Source organism: Pedobacter sp. AC212 (assembly GCF_979258625.1).
The window spans coordinates 2,639,047-2,665,403 of sequence record NZ_OZ409870.1 but is presented as its reverse complement, the minus strand read 5'-3'; the positions used below and the strand labels follow the sequence as shown (position 1 = coordinate 2,665,403).

Annotated in this window: 19 protein-coding genes; 6 read left to right on the top strand and 13 right to left on the bottom strand. The window is 38.3% G+C overall.

Annotated elements, in window-relative coordinates; all coding sequences use genetic code 11:
* Nucleotides 1-167: 167 nt before the first annotated feature.
* From ACZZZC_RS11560 to ACZZZC_RS11550, 3 genes are all read right to left on the bottom strand, one after another.
* Nucleotides 168-1,952 (bottom strand): phage tail sheath family protein, encoded by a 1,785-nt coding sequence (locus ACZZZC_RS11560; protein WP_463487274.1) that lies wholly within the window; start codon nt 1,950-1,952, stop codon nt 168-170.
* Between the two features lie 123 nt (nt 1,953-2,075).
* Nucleotides 2,076-2,615 carry a Pvc16 family protein gene (locus ACZZZC_RS11555; RefSeq protein WP_463487273.1) on the bottom strand — a complete coding sequence of 180 codons (540 nt, stop codon included), beginning with the start codon at nt 2,613-2,615 and terminating at the stop codon, nt 2,076-2,078.
* A gap of 345 nt (nt 2,616-2,960) precedes the next feature.
* Nucleotides 2,961-5,246 (bottom strand): GH92 family glycosyl hydrolase, encoded by a 2,286-nt coding sequence (locus ACZZZC_RS11550; RefSeq protein WP_463487272.1) that lies wholly within the window; start codon nt 5,244-5,246, stop codon nt 2,961-2,963.
* Between the two features lie 448 nt (nt 5,247-5,694).
* Here ACZZZC_RS11550 and mnmA point away from each other — a divergent pair, with 448 nt between their 5' ends.
* Both mnmA and ACZZZC_RS11540 read left to right on the top strand, forming a co-directional pair.
* Entirely contained in the window at nt 5,695-6,786 is a 1,092-nt protein-coding gene (gene mnmA / locus ACZZZC_RS11545; protein ID WP_056850069.1) for a tRNA 2-thiouridine(34) synthase MnmA, read from the top strand.
* 156 nt (nt 6,787-6,942) lie between these two features.
* Complete coding sequence (locus ACZZZC_RS11540) at nt 6,943-8,760, top strand: glycoside hydrolase family 15 protein (RefSeq protein ID WP_463487271.1); 1,818 nt, start codon at nt 6,943-6,945, stop codon at nt 8,758-8,760.
* Between the two features lies 1 nt (nt 8,761).
* Here ACZZZC_RS11540 and ACZZZC_RS11535 read toward each other — a convergent pair whose 3' ends face one another.
* The gene (locus ACZZZC_RS11535; RefSeq protein WP_463487270.1) at nt 8,762-9,535 is read right to left on the bottom strand and encodes an SDR family NAD(P)-dependent oxidoreductase; all 774 of its coding nucleotides are present in this window, start codon (nt 9,533-9,535) and stop codon (nt 8,762-8,764) included.
* A 295-nt stretch (nt 9,536-9,830) separates the two neighbouring features.
* Between ACZZZC_RS11535 and ACZZZC_RS11530 the strand changes: the two genes are divergently transcribed.
* Together ACZZZC_RS11530 and ACZZZC_RS11525 are read left to right on the top strand one after the other, a co-directional pair.
* Nucleotides 9,831-11,360, top strand: coding sequence for a GAF domain-containing protein (locus tag ACZZZC_RS11530; RefSeq protein ID WP_463487269.1), 1,530 nt, complete (start codon nt 9,831-9,833; stop codon nt 11,358-11,360).
* Between the two features lie 5 nt (nt 11,361-11,365).
* Nucleotides 11,366-16,192, top strand: a complete 4,827-nt coding sequence (locus ACZZZC_RS11525; protein ID WP_463487268.1) for a chemotaxis protein CheB — start codon at nt 11,366-11,368, stop codon at nt 16,190-16,192.
* 11 nt (nt 16,193-16,203) lie between these two features.
* Here ACZZZC_RS11525 and ACZZZC_RS11520 read toward each other — a convergent pair whose 3' ends face one another.
* The 3 genes from ACZZZC_RS11520 to katG all read right to left on the bottom strand — a co-directional run bounded on the left by ACZZZC_RS11520 (nt 16,204) and on the right by katG (nt 19,365).
* Nucleotides 16,204-16,722 (bottom strand): DUF421 domain-containing protein, encoded by a 519-nt coding sequence (locus ACZZZC_RS11520; RefSeq protein WP_463486083.1) that lies wholly within the window; start codon nt 16,720-16,722, stop codon nt 16,204-16,206.
* Between the two features lie 9 nt (nt 16,723-16,731).
* On the bottom strand, nt 16,732-16,947 hold the full coding sequence (locus tag ACZZZC_RS11515) for a hypothetical protein (protein ID WP_056850074.1): 216 nt from the start codon (nt 16,945-16,947) through the stop codon (nt 16,732-16,734).
* Between the two features lie 144 nt (nt 16,948-17,091).
* Nucleotides 17,092-19,365 carry a catalase/peroxidase HPI gene (katG, locus tag ACZZZC_RS11510; RefSeq protein WP_463486082.1) on the bottom strand — a complete coding sequence of 758 codons (2,274 nt, stop codon included), beginning with the start codon at nt 19,363-19,365 and terminating at the stop codon, nt 17,092-17,094.
* A gap of 176 nt (nt 19,366-19,541) precedes the next feature.
* Between katG and ACZZZC_RS11505 the strand changes: the two genes are divergently transcribed.
* Both ACZZZC_RS11505 and ACZZZC_RS11500 read left to right on the top strand, forming a co-directional pair.
* A complete protein-coding gene (locus ACZZZC_RS11505; RefSeq protein WP_463486081.1) occupies nt 19,542-19,793 on the top strand; it encodes a hypothetical protein in 252 nt (83 codons plus the stop codon).
* 157 nt (nt 19,794-19,950) lie between these two features.
* Nucleotides 19,951-22,035: a CehA/McbA family metallohydrolase domain-containing protein gene (locus ACZZZC_RS11500; RefSeq protein ID WP_463487267.1), complete on the top strand. Its 2,085-nt coding sequence runs from the start codon at nt 19,951-19,953 to the stop codon at nt 22,033-22,035.
* Nucleotides 22,036-22,180: 145 nt separating this feature from the next.
* Here the strand turns inward: ACZZZC_RS11500 and ACZZZC_RS11495 are convergent, their stop codons facing one another.
* From ACZZZC_RS11495 to ACZZZC_RS11470, 6 genes are all read right to left on the bottom strand, one after another.
* Nucleotides 22,181-22,369 (bottom strand): hypothetical protein, encoded by a 189-nt coding sequence (locus ACZZZC_RS11495; RefSeq protein ID WP_463486079.1) that lies wholly within the window; start codon nt 22,367-22,369, stop codon nt 22,181-22,183.
* A gap of 73 nt (nt 22,370-22,442) precedes the next feature.
* Entirely contained in the window at nt 22,443-22,979 is a 537-nt protein-coding gene (locus ACZZZC_RS11490) for a DUF4142 domain-containing protein (protein WP_463486078.1), read from the bottom strand.
* Nucleotides 22,980-23,345: 366 nt separating this feature from the next.
* The gene (locus ACZZZC_RS11485) at nt 23,346-24,011 is read right to left on the bottom strand and encodes a DUF6766 family protein (RefSeq protein ID WP_463486076.1); all 666 of its coding nucleotides are present in this window, start codon (nt 24,009-24,011) and stop codon (nt 23,346-23,348) included.
* 239 nt (nt 24,012-24,250) lie between these two features.
* Nucleotides 24,251-25,093, bottom strand: a complete 843-nt coding sequence (locus ACZZZC_RS11480; protein WP_463486075.1) for a cyanophycinase — start codon at nt 25,091-25,093, stop codon at nt 24,251-24,253.
* Between the two features lie 66 nt (nt 25,094-25,159).
* Nucleotides 25,160-25,402, bottom strand: a complete 243-nt coding sequence (locus tag ACZZZC_RS11475; RefSeq protein WP_463486074.1) for a hypothetical protein — start codon at nt 25,400-25,402, stop codon at nt 25,160-25,162.
* Between the two features lie 437 nt (nt 25,403-25,839).
* Complete coding sequence (locus tag ACZZZC_RS11470) at nt 25,840-26,100, bottom strand: hypothetical protein (protein WP_265800997.1); 261 nt, start codon at nt 26,098-26,100, stop codon at nt 25,840-25,842.
* Between the last annotated feature and the right edge of the window lie 257 nt (nt 26,101-26,357).

Here is a 26,357-nt window from a genome sequence, read left to right as displayed (position 1 = left end):
AAATTTGGATTGGTACAAAAGAAAAATGGTCAGATCTCGAGAATTTCTAAAGTTGACTCTAAACACATGCTGAAAATTACGGATTAATCTAATTTGAGAAAGGTAATGTCAGGTGTTTCACTGGTTCTCGATGTTCATCACAGCGTTTTGTATTTGGGTTCAATGTTTTAGGATTTTACTAATAAAAGAGAGAATTTCAATATAATAAACTCGGTCGGCCGAACCGCAGCCAAACCGATTTCAATAATTAATCTTCCTTCTAAAATATCTAGGGATGTCATGGTTACGCCCAAGCCTACATTTACAAAATAGGCATGTTCTGGTTTCGCCCCTGCAAGTGCACCTTGGCGCCATAATTGATTTAAAAAGTTCTCGCACATGGCTTTTACCCTAATCCAGGTATTGGCATCATTTGGTTCGAATACAACAAACTCGGTTGCTTTTTTGATAGATTCCTCCACCATGATAAATAATCTCCGAATAGGAACGTATCGCCATTCATTATCATTTCCCGCCAACGTGCTGGCGCCCCAAACCAAAGTGCCTTTACTATCAAAATTCCTAATGGCATTTATACTTTTTCCTCCGATAGGATCGACATTGAGGTAATCTTGTTCCTGATCACTAATTTTAACTAGTGGTTTATCAACTGTTCTGATGCTTTCATTTGCCGGAGCTTTCCAAACGCCTCTATTGTTATCTACCCTGGCCATTACTCCAGCCACCATTCCTGATGGATAGAGTGGAACGGTATATGCATTTAATGCAGCCTTAATTTCGTGAAATAACGTAAAATCTATGCTATCAAAACCGCCAGTTAAAGCTGGGCCACTCAAAGTAACAGCGGGTATGTTTCCTTTCGGATCATAAACCATGGTAATGTTATTGCCGTCATTTCCGGCGGTAACCGCAGTTAAGATAACAACAGCGACATCTACAGTTGCAGCTACCAGAGCAGAAAGATTGGGGTTAGCCGCAATAGCTGCCCTAAGTGATTCGGCAGATACCTCCCCGCTTCCTAAAGGGATACCATCACTTCCTCCAAACTTAAAACTGATACCTGCTATGCAGATAGAATGATTTTCAAGATCATTAGATTCGAAAGTTATAGTTCCAGAGGCCTTTAATGCAGTAATGGGATTAGATGTATCAATAATTTTGGTAATTGACTGTTTAGTATCAACAACCTTATTGTAAATACCATTGTTTGTTCCTATACCCCTATTATCAGCTGCAATCTTAATAAAATCATCAGCGGTACGATTATAGGTAGCTTTTGTTTGAATTTTCGGATAATAAGCTGCTCCATACTTTAAATGATCAGCGCTAACAAAATCGCTACGAAATGTATCGGCATCGCGAATAGGCGTAGCCGAGCCAGATTGTGGCACATCAAGTATGGAAAATCGATCTTTCAACTTTGCGCACTGAGCAAGCATGGCATCGTTCAGTTCTAATATTTCCGACGCCGACGATAGCGCTGTAATTTCTGGAATAGCGAGTAAAGTAATAGCATCCTCTTTTTCACACGCGTCTAATCCATTTTTTAAATCGCTTTTAACTATGACTGGTATTTCGGCAAAATCACCTACAGAAACAACGAAACATGGACCGCCACCATTATCATAAAACATTTTTACATGATAATAAAGTAGATAGCCTGAAAGTGTAGTTGTTGGATTTACTGCAATCTTCGGCATATTAGAACCCTTATCCGGATTTTCTATGGTCACTTCCAAAAGCTCAGGATACGCTAACCCAAAATATTGTTCAAATTCTAAAAGCGAAGCAATGCGCTGTGGTACATTTAAATCGAAAGCAATTCCGTTTTTTTCTCGCTTAGCGGTATAACCAATAAAACCCGGTATAGCAGTTTCTAACTGGGCAATGGAGGGTGGAAAAATTGAAATCTCTTCAACGTAAACTCCAGGATTTTTGTATTTTAAAGCCATTTTTTAAGTAATTGATTTTTCAAGCTTATGTCGCATTTCTTTTAAAAGATTGATTTCCTGGTCTTCAAATTTATTAACGGAAATAGCTTCAACTACTCCATACGCAACCTGCTGTACGTGCTCTCAAACACAAAGTATACGAATTTTGTACATTACCGAAGGAAGATAACTGTGTCCGATAGCGCTCCATAAATGGTTCATATGTTCGAAATTAAGATTCACAAGCGCTATACTTAATTGTTCAATGTTAGAATCTATGATAGATAATTGAGGCGAATTGGACGGTGTAAAAACATTTTTATTCTGGAAGAAAGAAATTACTTGCGATAACCTTTCCAAACCTCCCAGATAATCCGCTCGAGTCGTTATAGTTGCTTCGTAATAAAAGTTTGCGGAGATTAGGATGTATAAGCTAAGACCCATACCAGGATTTCTGGATTTAACCTCACCCGGCATGTTTCTTACAGTTACAAACTGATTTTTGGCAACAAGATCTTCTTCAATGTTAATTAAGGTTAAGCCCAGGCTTTGATGAGGAATAGCTAGTTTGCCATCGTAAACGAGATTCGAAACAACAATATAATCTTCGTTTGTTGTTCCGATAAGATGGTTGAAATAGCCATTAATTTCTTTCGAAATGAAATCTAGAGCAGTGTTGATCATAGGCAAATTTCATATAAGATTATACTTGTAATTAAATGATTACCATAAACTTATCTGTGAAAATAGTGAAATTTATCTACAATTATTTGAAAATTATCAATCAAAATCTTTGTTTACCTAGAGAATTCCATCAATTAAAAATTGGTAGCCTCATTGGGCGTTTCATTTTTTTTGATCGAATGTTATTGGTTATCTTAAAATTAGAAGAGTTTCTCTAAATCTGTTAGTGATAGATTATCGCAAAATATTCTTACGCAACCAATTGATCGTTCGGGCCCTTAACCCCACAAAAAAACCGCTGGCCCTAGCCAGCGGTTTAAACAACAATAAAGATGATTTTGAATCTTATTTCTTTGGTTTAGCGCTCATATAAAAAGTTAGCTTTCCACCATTAGTAATGTCAGTATGCTTTATTTGATGGTTTGTAATTTCCTTACCATTCAACATTACTTTTTGAACGTACACATTTTTATCGCTTTGCTTAATTGCTTCAACAGTAAAGGTTTTTCCGTTTTCTAAATTAATCACAGCATTATTAACCAGCGGACTTCCTAACGAATAAACATCTGAACCTGGTGCAACCGGATAAAAGCCCATTGCTGAGAACATATACCAGGCGCTCATTTGGCCGCAATCGTCATTTCCACCTAAGCCATCAGCAGTAGGTTTATATTGCATATTTAGAATGTGGCGAATTTGTGCCTGCCCTTTGTAAACCTCGTCCGTCCAGTTGTATAGGTAAGCCACGTGATGTGCGGGTTCATTTCCATGAACGTAACCGCCAATAATACCTTCACGTGTAATATCTTCTGTATGAGCGAAAAACTCATCAGGCAAATGCATGCTAAATAAAGAATCTAAACGAGCTGCAAATTTCTTTTTTCCGCCCATTACTTCCACTAAAGAACTGGGATCATGTGGCACAAAGAAACTGTAATTCCAACTGTTGCCTTCAATAAAGCCCTGTCCTTCTGTGTCTTTAGGGTCAAATGCCTTTTTAAAAGTTCCATCAGCTAAACGTGGACGCATAAAACCCGAGGCAGCATCGTAGTTATTTCTCCAGTTATTAGAGCGTTTAATAAATTCGTTATAAACGTCCATTCGGTTTAATTTTTTTGCCAATTGTGCAATCGCCCAATCATCATAAGCATATTCTAAAGTGTTTGAAACTGATACGCCACTTTTTTCTGCAGGAATATAACCCTTATCCATGTAGTAACCAATCCCTTCATAATCGCGGTGTTTAGCAGTTGTTACACAGGCATCTAAAGCTTTGTTTGCATCGCCGTTGTAGGTGCCTTTAATTATTGCATCCGCCAAAACAGAAACACTATGGTAGCCACTCATACACCAGTTATCGTTTGCATAATGCGACCAAATCGGCAGCATTTTTAAACTGCTCTGATCATAATGGGCCATCATCGATTTTACCATGTCATTACTTCTACTTGGCTGCATAATATTAAAGAAAGGATGCAAAGCCCGGTAGGTATCCCATAGCGAAAAAGTAGTATAATTGGTAAAACCTTCTGCTTTATGAATGCCCTGATCCAAACCTTTATATTCTCCATTTACGTCAGTGTAAGTTGTTGGATTAATAAATGAGTGATATAGTGCAGTATAAAAATTAATCTTATTATCGTTCGAAGTACTAACTTGAATTTTGTTCAATTCTTTATTCCAGGTAGTTTGTGCCTGCGTTTTAACTTTATCAAAATCCCAGCCCGAGATTTCAGCACGCATATTTTGCAAGGCATTTTCCTGACTTACCGGAGATAGCGCAAACTTAATTTTTACCTTCTCTCCCTCCTGCGTATCAAAATCAAAATACATTTTTAGCTTTTTACCAGCAATTTCAGGGAAGTTTTGATCCTGGTTAAACTTACCCCAGAAACCGCGATATGCCTGTTTAGCATCGTAACTCTTACGGCCATAGCTTTTAAAAGGTTTAGAAAAACTCATAGCAAAATAAACGGTACGTGTTCTTGCCCAACCATTGGTTTGGCGATAGCCTGTAACTAAAGTATCGTTAACTACGCGAACATAAGTCCATACGGTTTTATCCTCATAATTGTAAATTCCAGCCATCAAATCGAGAATGATGTGCGATTGATCTGATTTCGGAAAGGTGTACTGATGCATCCCGACTCTATTTGTCGCCGTTAATTCAGCAGTGATATTGTCGTCATCCAACTTTACTTTATAGTAACCCGCTTCAGCTTTTTCGTTTGCATGAGAATATGCAGAGCGATATCCGCCTTTTGGATTGTCGGCCGTACCCGGATTTAACTGGAGCTTTCCTTGGGTAGGCATAATTAAAAAATCACCCAGATCTGAGTGACCTGTACCGCTAAAGTGCGTATGACTGAAGCCTGTTATCGTTTTATCTTCGTATTTATAACCTGCACAATATTTATAAACGTCGCCATTATATTTGCCATTTACCTCGTAAGATAGCGTATCTGTTTCCGGACTTAACTGTACCGCACCAAACGGAACCGTAGCTCCGGGATACGTATGTCCCATTTTTGAGGTACCAATAATTGGTTTAACATATTGAACTAAATTCTGCTGTGCCGAGGCCATAAATGACGACAATAACAAACAAGGCAGGATAACTTTTTTAATCATATTTGTTTAAAATTGAAACTTTATATTTTGAAGATTCTAAGGTATTAATTAAAAAACTAATCTGCATAAAATCTTAAACTAAATCGTTTAATCAATAGAAAAAATACAATTGACATGGAAACCTATTTTCGATTTGGAAAGCAAGTTTCTGTGCTTTTAGTTCATTTCAGTCCTGCTCTTTGCTTATCCCGATGAAAAATCGGGAACCGCTGACGATCAGGTTTAGACACAAAGTGGCCTGCTAAACATCAGGTTTGCTAACGACCGTCCAAAACCCTTGTTTAGGGAAAGTAGCATGAGAAATAGCGAATCATAAGGAAACAGGCATTCAGAAAGGCTTTTTGAGTCAAGATTTGAAAGGATGTACGATCTGCTTTTTACAAGTAACTGACTTGCTTTAAAAAAATTGAGGTAAATAAACCTTATTTTTGCATCCAATTATTTTGAAATGAGTAAACACGGTAGAATTCTGGTAGCCATGAGTGGCGGGGTTGATAGTTCGGTAGCGGCAGTAATGTTGCATGAGCAAGGCTATGAAGTAATTGGCTTAACCATGAAAACCTGGGATTACGCCAGTGCAGGTGGAAGTAGCAAAGAAACCGGTTGTTGCTCTTTAGATAGTATTAACGATGCTCGTACACTTGCGGTAAACTATGGTTTTCCACACTACATTTTAGATATTCGCGATGAATTTGGCGACTATGTAATTGATAACTTCGTTGATGAATACTTAGCTGGAAGAACTCCAAATCCATGCGTTTTGTGCAACACGCATATTAAATGGGAAGCCTTGTTAAAACGTGCTAATAAACTGGATTGCGAATTTATTGCCACTGGTCATTATGCAAACATCCGCCAGCAAGATAGCGGGCGTTATGTTATTTCAAAAGGAAAAGACGAAAATAAAGATCAGTCATACGTGCTTTGGGGTGTTTCGCAAGAAAATCTTTCGCGAACTAAATTTCCATTAGGAAGTTTTGCGAAGTCCGAAATCAGACAAATGGCATTGGATATGGGTCAGGAAGAGTTGGCTAAAAAATCAGAAAGCTACGAGATTTGCTTCGTACCTGATAATGATTACAGGGCTTTCTTGAAACATAAAGTTGAAGATTTGGAAGACAGAGTTGCCGGCGGAAATTTTATTCTAAGCAATGGAATGGTTGTTGGCCAGCATAAAGGTTATCCGTTCTATACCATAGGGCAACGTAAAGGTTTAGGTGTAGCATTTGGCGAACCTATGTTTGTTACTCAGATATTGCCAGAAAGTAATACCGTTGTGTTAGGAAAAGCTGAAGAATTGGAACGTAGAGAAGCAATGGTGCGTAACATTAACCTGATTAAATATGCAAGCATTGAAGAACCAATGAACGATGTAATTACCAAAATCCGTTATAAAGATGCTGGCATGTTAAGTACCATTGTACAAGAAAAAGACAGAATGCGTGTAGTTTTTGATCATAATGTATCGGCAATTGCACCAGGACAATCTGCAGTTTTTTATGAAGGAAACGATTTACTGGGTGGCGGTTTCTTAGTGTAAACACCTCCAAAAGATATAATGATCCCGACTAACGAAAATTTAGTCGGGATTTTTTTTTGCCCAAACATTCTTGCGGGTGCTAGCCAAATGCTGAGGTAAGCAAACAAAAAAACGTTTAAACTTATTTATTAAAGGATTGACCCATTATTAGCAGATATGAATCACACAAAACGACCTTTTCAGCCAATTGAAAATTACGGCATCATCGGCAACCTCAAAACCGTTGCTTTAGTATCCTTACAAGGGTCGATTGATTTTATGTGTGCACCAAATTTTGATTCTCCTACCGTATTTGCCACCATGCTCGATTCGAAAAAAGGTGGTTTTTTCGCCGTTGAACCCGATTTAGAAAATTTCACCAGCAAACAACTCTATTTGCCTGGGACTGCAATTTTACTGACCCGCTACTTTTCTGATGCAGGAATAGCGGAGCTAACCGACTTCATGCCTATTGAAAAAGGGAATGTTGCGCTTAATAGTGCTATCGTAAGACAAATTAAAACCGTACGTGGAAGTATCAATTTTAAGGTGAGTTGCGTTCCTCGCTTTGGATATTCAGAAAGCGACTACGAAACCGAATGTTTGGAAACAGAAATTAAGTTTACCTGCAAGAAAGAAAATCTGCAAATCAATATGATTTCGGATAAAGCCCTAAGGGTGACCAAGAAAAACGGTTATAGTGAATTTACCTTAGAGGAGGGAGAAGTGGCCACAATCGTTATCGAATTTTTAGAAAATGGTGAAGCAGGAAAAGACTTTGAGTTTTATAAAGAGCAATCTTATCACCAAACGAAAGACTTTTGGATTAACTGGATTAACAAAACCAGTTACACCGGAAGATACAGTGAACTGATACGACGATCGGCTATCACACTAAAGCTCCTTACTTCTGTAAAACATGGTTCTGTTGTAGCCGCCCCCACTTTTGGCTTTCCAGAAGCGATTGGAGGAAACCGAAATTGGGATTATCGTTATACCTGGATTCGCGATGCGGCCTTTACCATGTATGCCTTTTTAAAATTAGGGTTTAATGATGAGGCAACCGCATTCATCGACTGGATTTTTAGCCTCTGCCAACAAATTGATTTGCAGCTGGTCTATCAAATTGATGGAGAAACAAGCATCGAAGAAAAAGATCTGAAACATTTTGAAGGCTACCGTTCTTCTAAGCCCGTTAGGATCGGTAATGCTGCAGCAAAACAATTGCAAATTGATATTTACGGAGAGTTGATTGACACGATCTACATCTATAATAAATCGTATAAACCAATCACCTATGAGTTTTGGACCCTTATCGAAAAACAAATTGCCCAGGTGATCAAAAACTGGAAAAAGGCTGATCATGGAATATGGGAAATCAGAAGTGAGAAAAAAGAGTTTCTCCATACGCGTTTAATGTGTTGGGTTGCACTCGACAGGGCAATTAAAATAGCTGAACATCGCTCTTTTCCCTATCCTGAAAATGAATGGCATCAAATTAGGAGTGATATCTACAACGATATTTATCACAATTTCTGGAGTGAAAAACTGGGTGCATGGGTACAATACAAAGGAGCGACACATGTAGATGCAAGCGTTCTGCTAATGCCTTTGACTCATTTTATTTCTCCTATAGAGCCGCGTTGGCTTTCTACTATGAAGGTTATTGATGAAGAATTACTGGTTGATGTTCTGGTTTATCGCTACAACAACGGCTTAAGAAATATCGATGGCCTTGAAGGGGAAGAAGGCACCTTCAATATGTGTTCTTTTTGGTTCATTGAAGCTTTGGCTAAAAGTGGAGAAATAGAACGTGCGGTAGAGAACTTCGAAAAGATGATAGGTTATGCCAATCACCTGCATTTGTTCAGTGAGGAATTAGGAAAAAAAGGGGAACACCTAGGCAATTTTCCTCAAGCCTTTACCCATTTGGCTTTAATTAGCGCAGCAGTAGAATTAAATAAACAAATAGAAAGAAGAACCAGTAAGTTTTAGCTTACTGTTCTTCGTAGTGATAAGTTAAACCACCATCAACAAAATAAGTAGAGCCTGTTACATAACCTGCTTCATCAGAAGCCAAAAAGGCCACCACTGCAGCAACATCTTCCACTTTACCCATGCGCCGCATCGGAATATTCTCTAACAAACTCTCCAGCTGTGCTTTATTATTTAACAAATCTTGATTAATTGGGGTGGTTACTGCACCTGGTGCAACATTGTTAATTCGAATATTTAGAGTTGCAAGTTCAGTCGCTAAATTCCTGCACAACATTTTTAATGCTCCCTTACTGGCACAGTACGCGGCAAAGTGGGGAAATACGATCTCTTCGTGAACAGAACTCATATTAATAATGGTACCCGCCCGCTTTTCTCTTTTACAATATTTAACAAAAGCCTGAATGCCAAAAAAAACACCTTTGAGATTCGTATCCATTACAATGTCGTAATCTTCTTCTGTTACCTCCCAGAAATCTGCTTTTTTTTCTAAGCCTGCATTATTGATTAAAATGTCCAGCGATCCAAAAACTTTTGTTGCATCATCAATCAGCTTTAAAACTTCGGTAGTTTTGCTCACATCAGCAGCTAAGAATTTGGCTTTTCTGCCCATGGCTTCGATTTCGGCGATCAATTTTTCTCCGCGTTCGTCAAATTTGCGCCCATTTAAAATAATGTCAGCACCTTCTTTGGCCAATCTCAATGCGCAAGCCTCTCCTATTCCCTGGCTGCTTCCTGTAATCAGCGCTATTTTATTTTCATAACGATTCATCATCAAATTTTAAATACTAAAGTTCTGTTTGGCCTATAATGTTTTAAAAGATTTAAAAAATGCCTAGCACTTGTTGTAGATAACGGAAGCACTTTTTCTAAAATTAAAAGGAGTACCATTTTAGATATAAAGAATGGTTTTTAGATAGCTTTTGTATATTTTTATGCGTTCAGAGCTGCTCATAATTCAAATGCTATTAATTAAAAACCTAATTCGTTGCTATTTAATAATATGTAGTTCCATCACATTAAATCTATCTCCTAAACGTTGCTGAAAACGGGGCGTGAAAAATAAAAAAATGAGTCAACAAAATAATTACGATGCAGAATTTTGTGGAAATCTTGCCATCCATCAAACCAACTCCATACAAGATTTCGGATATCTTTTAGTTCTAGATACCGAAAATCTTAATATCATTCAAGCCAGTGAAAATGTTAACGAAATAATTGGTTGTATCGCCAAAGAATGCATATCTAATGCTTTTCAGCAGTATTTATCTGATGAAGATTTTGAACACTTTGAAGCCGGAGTGAGCAAAGGCTTGAGAAATCGTTTGCCCTTCCAGTTTACATTAAAAAATGGATCGCTTGCTGAACCAGTAAATATTCTGGCACATGTTAAAAAAGATCTTATCATCCTTGAAATAGAAAAGATAGATAACGAACCTGAGCGAAGTTTTACCAAAGTATTTCAGGAAGTAAGATCGTTTATTTCCACATTAGAAAGTACCGAAAGCCTGCAAAATGTTTTTGAGGCGAGTATTAAAGAGATTAGAAGAATTTCTGGTTTTGATGGGATTAGAATGTATCGTTTCGATAAAAACTGGAACGGAACCGTAATAGCCGAAGAGATAACTGGTGATTTAGAAAGTTACTTGGGGCAGACATTTCCTGCTTCTGACGTTCCGAAACAAGCCAGAGCACTGTATTTGAAAAATCCATTTCGTTTGATTCCGAATAGAAATTATCAAACCATTAAACTTTTCCCGGTTATTAATCCTATTACCAATGGTTTCTTAGATCTTTCGGATTGTAATTTACGCAGTGTAGCCAACGTACATTTGGAATATATGGCCAATATGAATGTAACCGCATCTATGTCTATACGCATTATGGTCGATGGTACCTTGTGGGGTTTAATCTCCTGCCACCACATTACCAGCAAATCCCTCAGCGTAGAAAGCAGATCAGTTTTTGATTGGTTAAGCATGGAAATTTCCTATCGGATTTCGTCCATTATAAAACATGAGCAGTTAATGGATCACGCTAAATTGTTGCATCAACGAAGTATTATTACCGATTTGGTTTACTCCGAAAACGACATCGTTAAAGGAATTTTAACAGACGAAAACCAAAACCTGCTTTCGTTGTTTAATGCTACTGGTGCGGCCTTGAGCTTAAACGGAAAAATTAAAACTTTAGGCACTGTACCAGATATAGATGATTTGGAAAATCTTGTACTTTGGCTTGAAGGAAAAGGGGTTAATAAAGTTTTTGCGAATGAAAATTTAGGAGAAATTTACGAGGAGGCGAAAAACTATGCTCCTGTAGCGAGTGGTTTACTGGTTATTCCAATTGAAGCGAGCAAAGGAGAGTTTTTGATTTGCTTTAGGCCTGAGGTAATAGAAGATATTAAGTGGGGCGGAGATCCTAATCAGGCTATAAAATTCGAAAAAGACGGTGTTAATTATCATCCAAGAAATTCATTTAAACAATGGTTACAAACTATTTACGGGCAATCTAGCGATTGGCAAGATACTGAGTTGGAAATGGCGGAATCTTTAAGAAACTTCCTTTTTGAATTTAGGGCTAAACAAATTTATAATTAAACGGAATGACTGAGCAAGTAGTTAAAGAAACTTCAAAAAGATACGATAAATATATTGTTGCAATTGGAGCGTCGGCAGGTGGTTTAGAAGCTATACATGAGTTTTTTGATCACATGCCTAGCAACACCAGCTTCTCTTTTGTAGTTATTCAACATCTCTCATCAGATTATAAAAGTTTGCTGGTAGAACTTGTCGCCAAGCATACCCACATGAAGGTTTTTGAAGCAGCCAATAACATGGCTATTCAACAAGATTGTGTTTATATCATCCCCAACAACAAATTAATGACGGTAAGCCAGGGGCGATTAAAACTGGCAGACAAGTCCGTTATCAAAGCACCTAACACTGCGATAGATCATTTTTTATACACGCTAGCCACAGATAAAAGAGAAAAAGCAATCGCGGTAATACTTTCAGGCACAGGTACTGATGGTACCAAAGGGATTCAGGCCATTAAAGAAAATGGCGGTATGGTTATCGTTCAGGAACCCTCAACCGCAAAGTTTGATGGAATGCCCAATAGTGCAATCTCATCTGGCAATGTAGATCATATACTTGCTGCGCCAGATATGCACAAGGAACTTTTCAACTATGTTAATGAGGAGCCTGTGAAAGTTCTTGAGAATGGCAAAATAAATGAAAAGCTCTTGGATGAGATTTTTAAACTCGTTCATTTACAGAGTGGCAACGATTTTAATTTATATAAAACGCCAACAATCATCAGGAGAATTGGGCGAAGGATGAACGAGAATGGTATCAAAACGCTCGATCAATACGTCGCATTTCTGAGAAAAAACGAAAAGGAAGTTGCCATTTTAGGGCAGGATTTTTTAATTGGAGTAACTAAATTTTTTAGAGATAAAGGTGCTTTTGAAGCATTTGCCGATCAGGTTAATCAAGTTTTAAAAGAAAAATCTGCTGGTGACACGCTGAAAATATGGGTTTGTGCCTGTAGCACCGGACAAGAAGCATATACTGTTGCCATTATAGCCAATGAATGTGTAGAGAAATCGAAAAAGAAAATTGATATTAAAATTTTTGCTACTGATATTGACGACAAAAGCATTGAAATTGCTTCCAGAAACCAATATCCTGTGAGTATCAGTAAAGAAGTGCCACCGAAATATTTCAAAAAATATTTTCATCAGGATGGCAAGTTCTATGGAGTAATTCCAAGCATTAGGAAGCAAGTTGTTTTTGCCAAGCACGATGTAATTAAGTCGCCTCCTTTTATTAAGAATGACTTGATTACGTGCCGAAATATGCTGATTTACGTGAATAGTGTTTTACAGGAAAAAATACTGTCCATTTTCCACTTTTCCCTGGTATCGAACGGTTATTTAATGCTGGGCTCAAGTGAAACTGCATCATCTTTGCGAGCTGGATTAACCGAGGTTTCGAGCAAATGGAAAATTTACCAGAAAACTGGAGTGATCAACTATTCCAGCTATAATACCTACAACACCGGATCGAGACAGACTTCAGATCAAGGCAAAAAGAAAAGCAGCTCCAGCGATTTTGCCGTTAGCCCAATTGAAAAAAGTTTCAATAACTTTTTAACAAGAGATTTAGGCTACGTGGGCATTTACATCGATAAATCGTACTTGATGCAAGATGCTATTGGTGATTATCGCAAATTTCTTTTTCTCCCTGAAGATAAACTGGAGCTGAACATATTGAAAATGGTACCGAAAGAAATTTCTATCATTTTAAATACGGCTTTGAGAAGCGCCTGGAAAGACAACAAAATTACCCATTTAAAAAGAGTTAGATTTTCTTCAAACGACAAAGAAACCTATTTAAACATCTCGGTACAACCGCCACAATCTACAGATACCAATACCCTCACCCTGGTAGTTTTTGGAGAAAGCACTTTAGAAACTATTCCTGATAAAGATGATTTAGGCTCAGTAAATTACCATACCGGCGATCAAAATGAGTATATTTTTGAGCTGGAGGCAGAGCTGAACGAAACCCGTAACAATCTGCAATTGGCGGTTGAAGAAATGGAAACCACCAATGAGGAGCTTCAATCTACCAACGAGGAACTGCTTTCTGCAAATGAGGAATTGCAATCGAGTAATGAAGAATTACAATCATTAAACGAAGAATTGCATACCCTAAATACCGAGCATCAGGTTAAAATAAAGGAGTTAATTGAACTCAATGATGACTTGGATAACTATTTCAGAAGTACCGATATCGGGCAGATTTTCGTTGATTCGGGGATGTATATCCGCAAGTTTAATGCGGCTGCGATTAGTATGGTGAATTTAATTGAGGCTGATATAGGTCGTTCAATTGAACATATTTCTAACAACATTAAAACGGACAACTTAAATAGGGATATAGATTCGGTTATCAAAACAGGCAAGATTGTAGAAAAAGAAATCCACATTAAAAATGGCAACAGCAGTTTGATGCGGATTATGCCATACATCAGAAAAGACAAAAAAATTGATGGTGTGGTGATTACATTTGTTGATATCTCGAAACTAACTGAACTAAGTAACATCATTACTGCAGTTTTTAATGCCAGTTTAAATGGTGTAATTGCTTTTAAAGCAGTACGAAATAAACAACATTTCATTACCGATTTTGAATGTTTATCTTTTAATGAGGCTTCCTTAAAAATTCTTGGCAAGAATGAAAAAGAACTTGCTGGTGGAAAACTTCTCGAACATTTGCCTGAAATTGCTGAAGGAAATATTTTTAATAAATACATCAATGTAGTAGAGAAAGGCACATCTTTACAGTTTGAGTTAAAACTTAACGAAAAGGTTTGGTTAGAAATTGTTGCTGTGAAAATGGCTGACGGTTTTGCTGCCACCATTACTGATATCACAAAACAGAAACTATCAGAAGAAAAGTTAAAACGCAACTATAACGAGTTATTAGGCACCAGAGAAAACTTAAAAGAATTAAATACAGAACTGGAACAAAAAATTCTGGAGCGTACAGTTAGGCTTTCCGAAAGCGAAGAGCGTTTCAATCTCGTATCTCAGGCCACCAATGATACCATTTGGGATTGGGATTTGGCCAATAACACCATGTGGCGGAACGATAACTTTGCCACAATGTTTGGTTATGAAAATAATCCAGGTAGTCAGAACATTTCATTTTTCTTCGAAAACATTCATCCTGATGATAGGAAACGGGTAAAAGACAGTGTTTACGAAGCCATTAATAATTCTGAAACGCAGTGGACCTCGCAATATCGACTTAAAAAAGCCGATGGAAGCTATGCTACCATTCTCGACCGGGGCAGCATTTTGTTAGATGATAACGGAGTTCCATATCGAATGGTAGGCTCTATATTGGATATTACTGTTTTAATTGACACAGAAACAAAACTGAACTCAACAGAAAAGAAATTCCGCAAAATTTTCGATTCGAACGTAATCGGGATGATCTTCTCTGATGTTAAAACCGGAAGAATTGAAACAGCTAACAAAGTTTTCATTGATATGCTCGGTTATACTTCTAAGGATTTAGAGAAAGGTATAATCAAATGGAATGACATTACCCCTCCTGATTTTATTCCGATTAGCAAAATATCGGCTGATATGGTTAAGAACGAAGGTTTTTGTCCGCCATTTGAAAAGCAGTACATTACTAAAAGCGGTAAAACGATCGATGTATTGGTAGGCTCTGCCATTTTAGATGATGAAGATGGAAAAGATGCTGTTTCTTACATTATCGATATTAGCAAGCAAAAGCACAATGAGAAACGCCGCAACGAACTTCAAAAGTTAATCAAAAAGCAGCAGGATGAGTTTTACAGTATTTTCAAAAAAGCTCCTGCTTTAATCTCCATCAGAAGAGGTAAAGATTTAGTTTATGAGTTTGTAAACGAAGCTTTTATTCAATTTGACGGGGGCAGTAACTACATTGGAAAAATACAACTCCAGGAAGGATCGCAATTTGAAACTGAAGAGCTTAAAAATATTGAAAAGAAGGTATTAGCTACCGGAGAAACATTTATTGCGAACTCCTACAAACTTCAGCAAAAGGACGAAAACACCGGAGCAATAAAAGACAGTTGGTTCGATATTATCCTTAACCCTGTTTTCTCTGATAATGGTGCAATTGATGGTGTAGCATTTTTTGCTTTCGAAGTAACCGATTTGATGATTGCGCAAGAGGCGACTAAAGATCTGATGAACAAAAAAGATGAGTTCATGAGTATTGCCAGCCACGAATTAAAAACCCCTATCACCAGCATTAAAGGTTATTTACAATTTGCGCTTAAAATGGCTCAACAAGAAAAGTTCGAACATATTTCGGGTTTTATTGATAAGGCCACTAAACAAATAGGCAAATTGACTTCGCTGGTTGATGATTTACTGGATGTTACCCGGATTCAAGCTGGGAAAATGGTATTTACATTTTCAGACTTTAATATCAATGAGGTAATTGAAGAATCAGTTGATGGCATGCAAGGAAGTTTGGGAAAACATTCGGTAACCATGGAAATGGAAAAAGATGTTATTGTACATGCTGATAAGAACCGAATTGAGCAAGTGGTTTCTAACTTCCTTTCTAATGCATTGAAATATTCGCCACATTCAGACGAAATTATTATTAAAACAGAGCTAAAAGAAGCCAGTTTACGGGTCGCTGTAAAAGATTTTGGTATTGGAATTCCGAAAGACAAAGCCGATTATATTTTCGACAGGTTCTTTAGAGTCGAAGAATCTTCACACTTATTCTCTGGACTGGGCTTGGGATTATATATCTCGGCAGAAATTATTGAAAGACATGGAGGCGAGATTGGCGTAATTAGCGAAGAAAATAAAGGGTCAGAATTTTGGTTTGAAATCCCTCTTTAATGAAGGTTACTTTAGTGCTCAAGTTCAATATCATCAAGCGAACTTGGGCCAACTTTATTTGATTTTTTAACTACCGTAAAAGTTCCATTTAACTCCATTACCACCGCTTGAACATCTTCCAGACTTTCAAGCCGATATTTTCTGATTTCAGAGTAAATCTCCTCTTCGGTAATCACTTCCTTCTTCATGGCGGGTAGAATAAACTTTCCATTATAATACAAGAGTGTAGGAGTAGAATTGATCATATCCTCCATTTTTGAAGAGTTTTTAGCCAGGAATGCCAGGAGATATTGTAAGGCAATAATGGTGATTAGGGCAACAAAACCCTCGACAAGCGGTACCTTTTTTAAAATCATCGACGATAATGTGGAACCAAGTGTAACGGTTACCACAAAATCAAATGCATTAAGCTTGGCAAGTGTTCTTTTCCCTGAAATCCGGATAAAGATGAAAAGAACAATATATGATATTACTGCACAGATGATGATGTGAAATACAGCTGGCCAATCTTTAAAAAACAAATGTTCCATGCATAAAATTTAGCGCCACATTCTCCAGAGCGGCAAATCATTTGATGCGATTTCGTTGTTAATCTCATCCCAAAATGCTCTACTGATGTCGTTAATACCTGCAACCGTTCGGTTTTGTTCCTTATTGTGTGAATTAGAAACTGATTCATTTTCCTGACTATTGTTGTAGTGATTCTCGTGATTGATATCCATAGTTAAAAATGTTTTGATTAATATTTCTAACATAATGAACGAAAAAATGTTTATTATAATCTGAATTTCAAGTGTAATAATCTCGAAAGGTTAGTGATATTCCACCGATAATAAGATCTCTATAAAACAAAAAAGGGCACCTGAATGGTGCCCTTAATTATAAGTATAAGCATTATTTTAAACCAAATCAAAACGATCTAGATTCATTACTTTAGTCCAGGCTGCCACAAAATCAGCAACGAACCGTTCTTTAGCATCCGAACCAGCGTAAACTTCGGCAATTGCCCTTAACTCTGAGTTTGAACCAAAAACAAGATCGGCACGTGTAGCCGTCCATTTTGGCTGGCCAGTTTTTCTATCGCTACCCAAATAAACTTCCTTATCATCAGAAACTGCTTTCCATGCGGTATTCATATCCAACAAATTCACAAAGAAATCGTTACTTAGCTGACCAGGTTTTAACGTTAAAACACCGTTTTTAGATCCATCGAAATTAATATCCAGTGATCTTAAACCGCCTAACAACACGGTTAACTCTGGCGCTGTTAACGTAAGTAATTGCGCCTTATCAATTAATAACTCTTCTGTAGAAACGGTGAAACGCGTTTTGCTATAATTACGGAAACCATCTGCTTGTGGCTCCAGGTATCCAAACGATTCTATATCAGTTTGTTCCTGAGAAGCATCCATCCGCCCTGCAGTAAAAGGTACTTTATTGGTAAAGCCAGCATCGCTGATCGCTTTTTCAACAGCAGCCGAACCAGCTAAAACAATTAAATCGGCGATAGAGATTATTTTACCGTCAACCTGTGAAGCATTGAAATCTCTTTGAATATTCTCTAAAACAGACAATACTTTTTGCAGTTGCGCCGGGTTATTCACTTTCCAATCTTTCTGTGGCGCCAAACGAATACGTGCACCATTGGCGCCGCCCCGTTTGTCAGATCCTCTAAAAGTTGAGGCTGAAGCCCAGGCTGTAGAAACCAATTCGGAAACGCTTAAGCCAGATTGCAATACTTTCGATTTCAATAATTCTACATCGGATTCAGTTACCAGGGCATGGTTAACTGCTGGAATTGGGTCTTGCCAAAGTAATTCCTCAGTTGGAACATCAGGACCAAGATATCTTGCAACCGGACCCATATCGCGATGCGTTAATTTAAACCAGGCTCTTGCAAAAGCATCCGCAAACTGATCAGGATTTTCCAGAAAGTTTCTGGAGATCTTTTCATAAGCAGGATCGAAACGCAAAGAAAGGTCTGTAGTTAACATGGTAGGTTTGTGCTTTTTCGTCGCATCAAAGGCATCAGGAATAATATCATCTGCATTTTTTGCGATCCATTGGTGTGCACCTGCAGGACTTTTAGTCAATTCCCATTCAAACCCAAATAGATTTTCGAAAAAATTGTTACTCCATTGCGTTGGAGTGGTGGTCCAGGTTACTTCTAAACCGCTTGTTATGGTATCTTTACCAGCGCCTGAACCATAACTATTATGCCAGCCAAATCCCTGGCTCTCGATATCAGAAGCTTCTGGCTCTTTACCTACATGATCTGATGATGCAGCCCCATGGGTTTTGCCGAACGTGTGTCCGCCTGCAATTAGAGCAACCGTTTCTTCATCATTCATAGCCATTCTTCCAAATGTATCGCGAATATCTTTCGCCGCTAAAATTGGATCAGGGTTGCCATCGGGTCCTTCAGGGTTAACATAAATTAAGCCCATTTGAACTGCAGCAAGAGGTTTTTCCAGGTTTCTGGTATGCACATCTCCATCCGCATTATCATCACTAACCAAAACGCCTTCATCCTTAACGCCCTCAGATCCATGCGCATAACGAACATCGCCTCCAAGCCAGGTTTTTTCCGAACCCCAATAAACAGATTCGTCGGCTTCCCAAACATCTTCTCGTCCACCAGCAAAGCCAAAAGTTTTAAAACCCATTGATTCTAGCGCCATGTTACCAGCAAGAATCATTAAATCGGCCCAAGAGATTTTTTGACCATATTTTTGCTTAATAGGCCATAGCAATCTTCTGGCTTTATCCAAACTTACATTATCTGGCCAGCTGTTTAGTGGCGCAAAACGTTGTAGCCCTGCACCTGCGCCTCCCCTGCCATCGCCAACGCGATAAGTACCTGCACTATGCCAAGCCATCCGGATGAATAAACCACCATAATGACCGAAATCTGCTGGCCACCATTCTTGCGAATCGGTCATCAGCTCATGAAGATCACGTTTAACCGCTTCTAAATCGAGGCTGTTAAATTCTTCAGCATAATTAAAATTTTTACCTAGTGGGTCAGACAAAGAAGAATTCTGACGTAGAATATTAATTTTCAGTTGATTTGGCCACCAGTCGCGATTTCTGGTTCCGCCGCCACCTACATTTTGCTTCATGCTGCCATTATGAAAAGGGCACTTACTGATGTCGTTTGAGTCATTCTCCATTATAATAATACATTAAGGTTTTACAGTCTAACTACCTTTGTTTTGATAGTATTATAAAAGTAACGGATTAACACTGATAATCCCAATCATTTAATTCTATAATTTGATAGCCAAAATCTATTATAATGATTGAAGGTTTTCTGAAACTTTAACTTTTCCCAACTGTTCTTATCAATATGGAAAACGATAATAAAAACAATGTCGATCTTAAAAATGAAAGATCAGATCAAGAGCAATTGAGCCAAAAAGCATTAGGTAATACAGATGTTAATGATCAACTAGATCAGAGCGACAATGACATCCTGAGCACTCCAAAAACTTCAGGAACTGGCTCAAATAATGCGGCCGCAGCTCCAGATTCTCTTATTGTACATGAAGATAAAAAAGGAGATGAGCGTTATGAGCAAGGAAACGAAAAAGAAGAGTAAGCTGATTTCGCAGACTTAAATATCGTCCCTGAATGGACAAATTTATCTCGGCCAAAAATCACTCATAAAAACGATTTAGGAAGTATTAAAACTGTATAATAAGATTATTACACGAGGTAATCTTATCTGTTTTATATTTTATCTATTTTAGTTTATTATGAGAAAACCTTTCCTTATTTGTGCACTAATTTTTTCTCTTAAAGTTTGTGCACAAACCAAATCCGTAGATCTTTCTGCATTTAAAAAAAATGGCTCTGAAGTTATTGTTAACCAAAAAGTAATTACTTTAACATGGCCTGCCGGAAACAATTTCACTGGCAAAATGCTTATCGACTTAGAGAAAGACCGCCCGATGCTAAAGAGCGTTCAGTTGGGAAATAATAAATCTTTTAAGGAAATCGGAGCTGATCTGGATCCTGCATTTGTACTTACCATCGGAAAACGTTCTTTAAGTCCATCAAGCGGAGGATGGGATGTTTTTTTTGATCGGGTACCAAAGAAACCATTTCAATCTTACCCGGTTACGATAGACAAGCAGCACGCTAAGGTAAGCACGAAAGGGCAAAGGACTATCATTACCATAGATGGCGCAAGTGCTGATCGTTTTAAAGGTACTGTTGAAATTACGCTGTATAATGGAAGTCCGCTTTTTAATGTTGCCGCGGTAATGGCGACCGACATAGATTCTACAGCAATTTTATACGATGCCGGATTGGTGAATAAAAAGGCGATTTGGAAAAAGATGGCTTGGGCAAACGTTCAGGATGAGCTGCAACAAGCTACGCCACAAGCGGCAGATAGTAGTCGGAATCTGGAAGTAAAGTACCGCACAATTATCGGGGAGAATACTACAGGTAGCCTGGCGTTATTCCCAGCGCCACATCAGTATTTTTATCCATTGGATGAAGCCTTTAATTTGAAGTTTACCTGGTACGGAAATAACTTTCATAATTTGATTCCAGGTTTTGGGATGGGTATCCGCCAGGATCCTTACGGTGATAACAGATATGTACCATGGTTTAATGCGCCACCGAAAACCCAGCAGCGATTAAATTTCTTTTGCTTACTTGATTTAGGAAATGCAGCATCTGCGTTGGCAGAGGTGAAAAAATTTACCCACGATGATGCTTACAAACCAGTTTCCGGATATAAAACAATGGCTACACATTTCCATAATGAATTTATATCTGATGTGGTACTTGCGGGAAAACCTATTCCGGAAAAACCCGAATTTGTTGATGTACTTAAAAAACATGGGTTAGATATTGTGAAATTGGCAGAATTTCATGGACCGGGGCATCCAAAAGGACCAGATAATGATCGATTGAAAGAGTTAACAGCATTATTTGAGCAAACCAAAAGATTATCAGATAATAAGTTTTTACTGCTTCCGGGTGAAGAGGCAAATAACTTTTACGGAGGCCATTGGCTTGCTTTTTTTCCTAAGCCAGTGTATTGGGTGATGTCGCGAAAGGGAAATGAGCAATTTGTGATGAATGATCCTAAACTAGGAAAAGTGTATCACATCGGGGATAAAGCAGAAATGTTGAAACTCTTGGAATTGGAAAAAGGTTTAGCCTGGACCGCTCACGCCAGAACTAAAGCCTCTACCGGATATCCCGACGCCTACAAAGACGAAGACTTCTTCAAATCAGAAACGTTTCTTGGAGCTGCCTGGAAAGCTATTCCAGCAGACCTTTCGATTCCAACGCTCAGTCAACGGGTACTTAAATTAATGGATGACATGGCCAATTGGGGATTGAAAAAGCATGTAATTTCCGAGGCGGATATATTTACCATCACGCATCAAAATGAAATGTATGCCCACCTAAATGTGAATTATTTGGAAATGGATAAACTGCCAAATTACGAGCAAGGATGGCAAAGCGTATTGGATGCTATTCGTAAGGGGAAATTCTTCGTGTCAACTGGTGAAGTATTGATTCCAGCTTTCAATGTAAATGGAAAAAAATCTGGAGAAACGTTAAGCCTAAACAAGGGTGGAAATGTAAAAGTGAATATGAATCTTGATTGGACTTTTCCTTTAAATCACGTGGATATTGTCTCTGGCGACGGAAAGGAAATTTATCGGGAAAGAATTGATTTATCTTATACACGAGCATTTGGAAAACAACAATTTAGCTGGCCAATAAACTTATCGGGCAGAAAATGGATAAGGGTTGAAGCCTGGGATATTGCTGCCAATGGCGCCTATACCCAAATGGTTTGGTTAGAAAACTAATAAGATAAAGTCTTTTGAATGAACTCTCGCTTTCGTTGATTGAAACGAGAGTTCATTATGGTTTAACACGGCTAAAGTGATCGTCGATTTACTGGAACCTATTGCATACCTTAACTAAAATGCCGAGCTAATTTTTGTCTTAATGCTAAATTCCACGGGTTAGCGGGTTCTCTTGATCTTGGTTAGGCTCATGTTCAATATCATCCAAATGGACTTTCTTTTTTGTTGAATTTAAACTACCTGATCCGGCTATACCACGATAATCAGGTTCCTCTGCCAGCTCCTTCTCTTGCTCCGGAGTCTGTTCGTTTTCATCATTCATCTGCTTTTTCATTTAATTTTTTATTGATAGAGACCTTAATTGTGAAGTAGCTAATGGCACCGGGCAAAGACTGAGCAAAATCCCCCTATAGCTTACCCAAAAGCATCTGCCCTCTTTCGGTATGTTCCTGAATAGTTGCCAAAGCAAGCGCCGTTACATTTTTGATGTGTTTATTGCTGCTGGCATTCATCAGTGCACTTACGGCATCCTTCAGTTTTTTATGGGTGTCTACCTGTCCTTGCATAAATGCTTTATCAAAAGCAGCCCCGCTTAATGTTTGTAGTTTGGAGAGCATCGCCTTTCCCTCTTCACTTGGTGCAGGTGTTGGCGTTCCCAAGTCCTTCAAAATCTTGCCCATCACCTCTTGTTCGGCAGCCTCGAATTTAGCGAAGAGCTTCACATCGGGATTAGATGCTTTGGTTAACGCAAGCTGACTGGTTTGAAGCGATGCTGTACCCAATACCGCAATCTTCGCTTGTAAGGTCAAATCGGCACTTTGAGCCAAGGCTGCAATTGGATTTAAAGCATTGCCTAGAATAGATGCACCGGCACCCAGCACCATTGCTGTTTTGATCGATGTTGCCAGGAAATCCCGGCGGGTGTTGGTCTTTGTTGTTTTCATAGTGATTGTATTATCTTGTTTCAAATCATTTAGCCTTTTCTTTACAGTCCCATAACTGCATTCTGCATCGCAAACTGTTTCCACTGAACTGCTTTATTGTCTGGCAGCTAAATGAAATGGACATCTCCCTGCAAATGGATCATTGGAACTGCCTGTACTAAAAACAAGCATGAGAATGACTTGGTTTACCGCATAAATACCTTTTTTGATACGGGATTTAAGGCATTGCATGAGGATCAATGGATGAATGGAAATACCTTAAACTTAATGCTAAACCAGATTCTATAACCACACAGATGTGCTGGCTTGAAGACAAATCAACGCTACTCTCGCTTATATGAGGCCATCACCACATTTAGAAAAAACTTATTTTCCAGTTTCTATGTGAGGTGCATCTACAGGCTTAGATTCGGGCGAACCCTTTTGCCGCAGATAAATGGTAAGAAATACGATTGAAAAAACAGATAAAAACTCACTCTGCCAATTTTGAAAAGTTTCGAACCAAAACTCAGGTTCTGTGAGGTACTGGAAAACACTTTGTTGAGGAAGGTTCTTCGCAAGCTGTTCAATGTTGTTGTTTTCCCAACTTCCATAAAGATGCATTGCCCAACTGAACAGAAACAAAATCCCAAAGGCGATGGAAAGAGAATTTCTATACAACATTAGCACCCATCCGCCCTTTTTTACAGGCCATGGAGCATCTGGCCTGTTAACTGGCTCGCGGTCAACTTCCTCCTTGTCTTCCAGGCTTTTGGATTCGGCTGACCCTTTTTGCCGAAGAAAAATCGTAAGTAGCACATATAATGCCATCTGCAAAAACTCGCTTTCGAAATTTTCAAAAGTGGCCGAAATAAAGTGTCCGCTTTGTAAATAAACTGAAAACGCAAGCTGATCTTGCTTCAACTCCATCAGTTCCTGGTTATGCTGTTTCCAGCCGGTTAATGCTTGTGCAACCAGTGTAATTAAAAATAGCGATATAAAAACGATACTAAGCCCGTTCTTGTACAAAAAAGACCTGCGTTTATTGGCCATCGTAATTCGAGTTTTGGCTTAAGGTGAGTAATTGTTTAAGATCAAAAACGGGAAAAGACACGCTTGAACTTCTCGCTGTCAAAACCGCCACTGTATCACTCTTTTTATTTCCGGATTTTTTATGATTTGTTTTTTTTCTGAACATCTCTATTAAAATTTTTGATGTGTAAATGTTGAGTTTAGATTTTATTAAAAAGCGAATGAACCTTAGTCACCGAGTTTGAACATGCTCAGACTATTTACAAATGCGGAGGATTTCTTACCGGTAGCTCAAATATTTCGCCATCGGAAAGGATGGAAACCCTCAGATCGCGAATGGTTATTTTTCTGTTTTCGTCAAACCTGGTAATATTACTACCCCTGCTCCTTTCGCCATCGATAGTAATGACCACCCCACAGCCCATTACCTGTGCTTTCAATCCTTCGTTGATGATGATTGCGGTGTTTTCTTCTATCCCTATCCCAATGCAGGCCGGGTTAGTTGCAATAACCTGAGCCATTCTAACAAAACGACCTCGATGTACAAAATGAGTATCAATGCAAACATCTTTCAAAAATTCGAAACCAGTTGTAATTTTCACCTCCCCCGCTACCATTTCAGTCTCGCCACTTCCTGCAAAAATCATTGGCGTCGACATGGCCATGGCGCCTGCACTAGTTCCCCCAATAATGATTTTATCGTCGATATAGCGTTGCTTAAGCTGACTCATCATTTTAGTTCCTCCGTAAATAGAGGTCAATTTTAACTGATCTCCACCGGTAAAAAAGAACCCGTTTGCAAGGTTTATTCGCCCCAAAAGGTCATCACTAACCTGCTCTCTCAAATCGTGATGAATGTGGCCGGTTGATTTTGCACCTAGTTTCCGAAAACAGTCATCGTATTGCTTATATGTTTCATCTATTTCTTCTGTACCAGCCGTAGTAATAATTTCAATGTGTTTGGATTTTCCACACAACTCTAAAAAGTGGAGTAAAAGATCCTTGTGTGATTCCGGTCGATTATTACTTTCTTTTTGCTCTGCACCGCCGATGACCATCAGCTTGCCATTAGGAACCGGGGCCGAGGTAGTATTATTCTTCATACGCATTTGGTTAGAAAATCAATTTGCAGTTAATAAAAAACATGGGCAGTCTCGCCGCCCACGCCTTTAAAGTAGCCCTCGAAGACCATTTACTGTTGCCAAAGTGATCAATGGTTTAAACTTACCGCTGATCATCTTGCTGCTGGTCTCTTTGTTTAGACACTTTGTCTGGGTTAGGGCGTTTTCCCTGGCCAAAGACGGATTTTTCTTCGTAACAGGAGTTAATTTTAAAATCTTATTAACCTCCGTATGAAGCAACTCTTGACGTTGTGTGGAATCCGCAAACCATCCTTCTGCGCTGTTCATCATGCTCCTTTTTTTTGGTCATGATAACAACATTAGAAAAGGTCGCCCGGTTTTGTCAGAAAAAAAATTGTTGGCTAATGGTAAATGAAGGTCTGAGATGAAATAACTACCAAAAGCATATTTTTACAAGAAAAAATAGATTGGAATACATATAAAGTCAGTCGACAGCTTGCTTGATTGTAAATCAAAATGCTGAAAAAGAGCATCAAACCTCGACTTCTAAAAATTTTTTATCGGGAAATGAGAAATTCTCAAACAAAAAGATAAATTAATGGTTACTAACACGTCATTACCTATGACAAACATATACTTTGGTTAGTTTACGTTAGAAAGCCTTCAATAATATTGAAGGCTTTTGTGTTAACTGAAAAACGCCCTTCAAAGGGCGCCTGGATATTGAAATTTCGAAATGAGCGATTGTGCCTAATTGGTTCTAGCTATTATAGCTTATTAAAAAACGTCGCAATTGTATCCTGCAAATGATTTATTTCATCTATTGGCAAATCAATATGCTTCAACTTCGATAATTGCTTTAGTAAATCTTTTACAGGATTTAGGTATTGCAAAGTATGGATGTTCATTGCTGATATTAACCCATTAATCGCATCGCTGTTCAATTCTAAGTTTATGTTTGGAAAACTAGTTGATAAAAGGTGTAATTGATTAAACAAAACCTTTTCAGCATTTAAGATTCTTTCCATAATTAATTTGTTTATATACTTAAACCCAAAACCGTGCCAAACACCTAATAATTGTGGTTTTTCCTACCCTATAAACTGCTCTAAAACAGCATTAAAAGCACAATTGCCTATTTACAAATCATCGCGGCAAATCTCTAGATAAAATTACTTTATCGATTAGTTAGGCTAGGTATTTAGCGCAGCGTAGCAATAGTATTTTCAGTATTTAGCGCATAATTAATTATGCTATTTTAACCAACCTTAATTTGGACGGATGA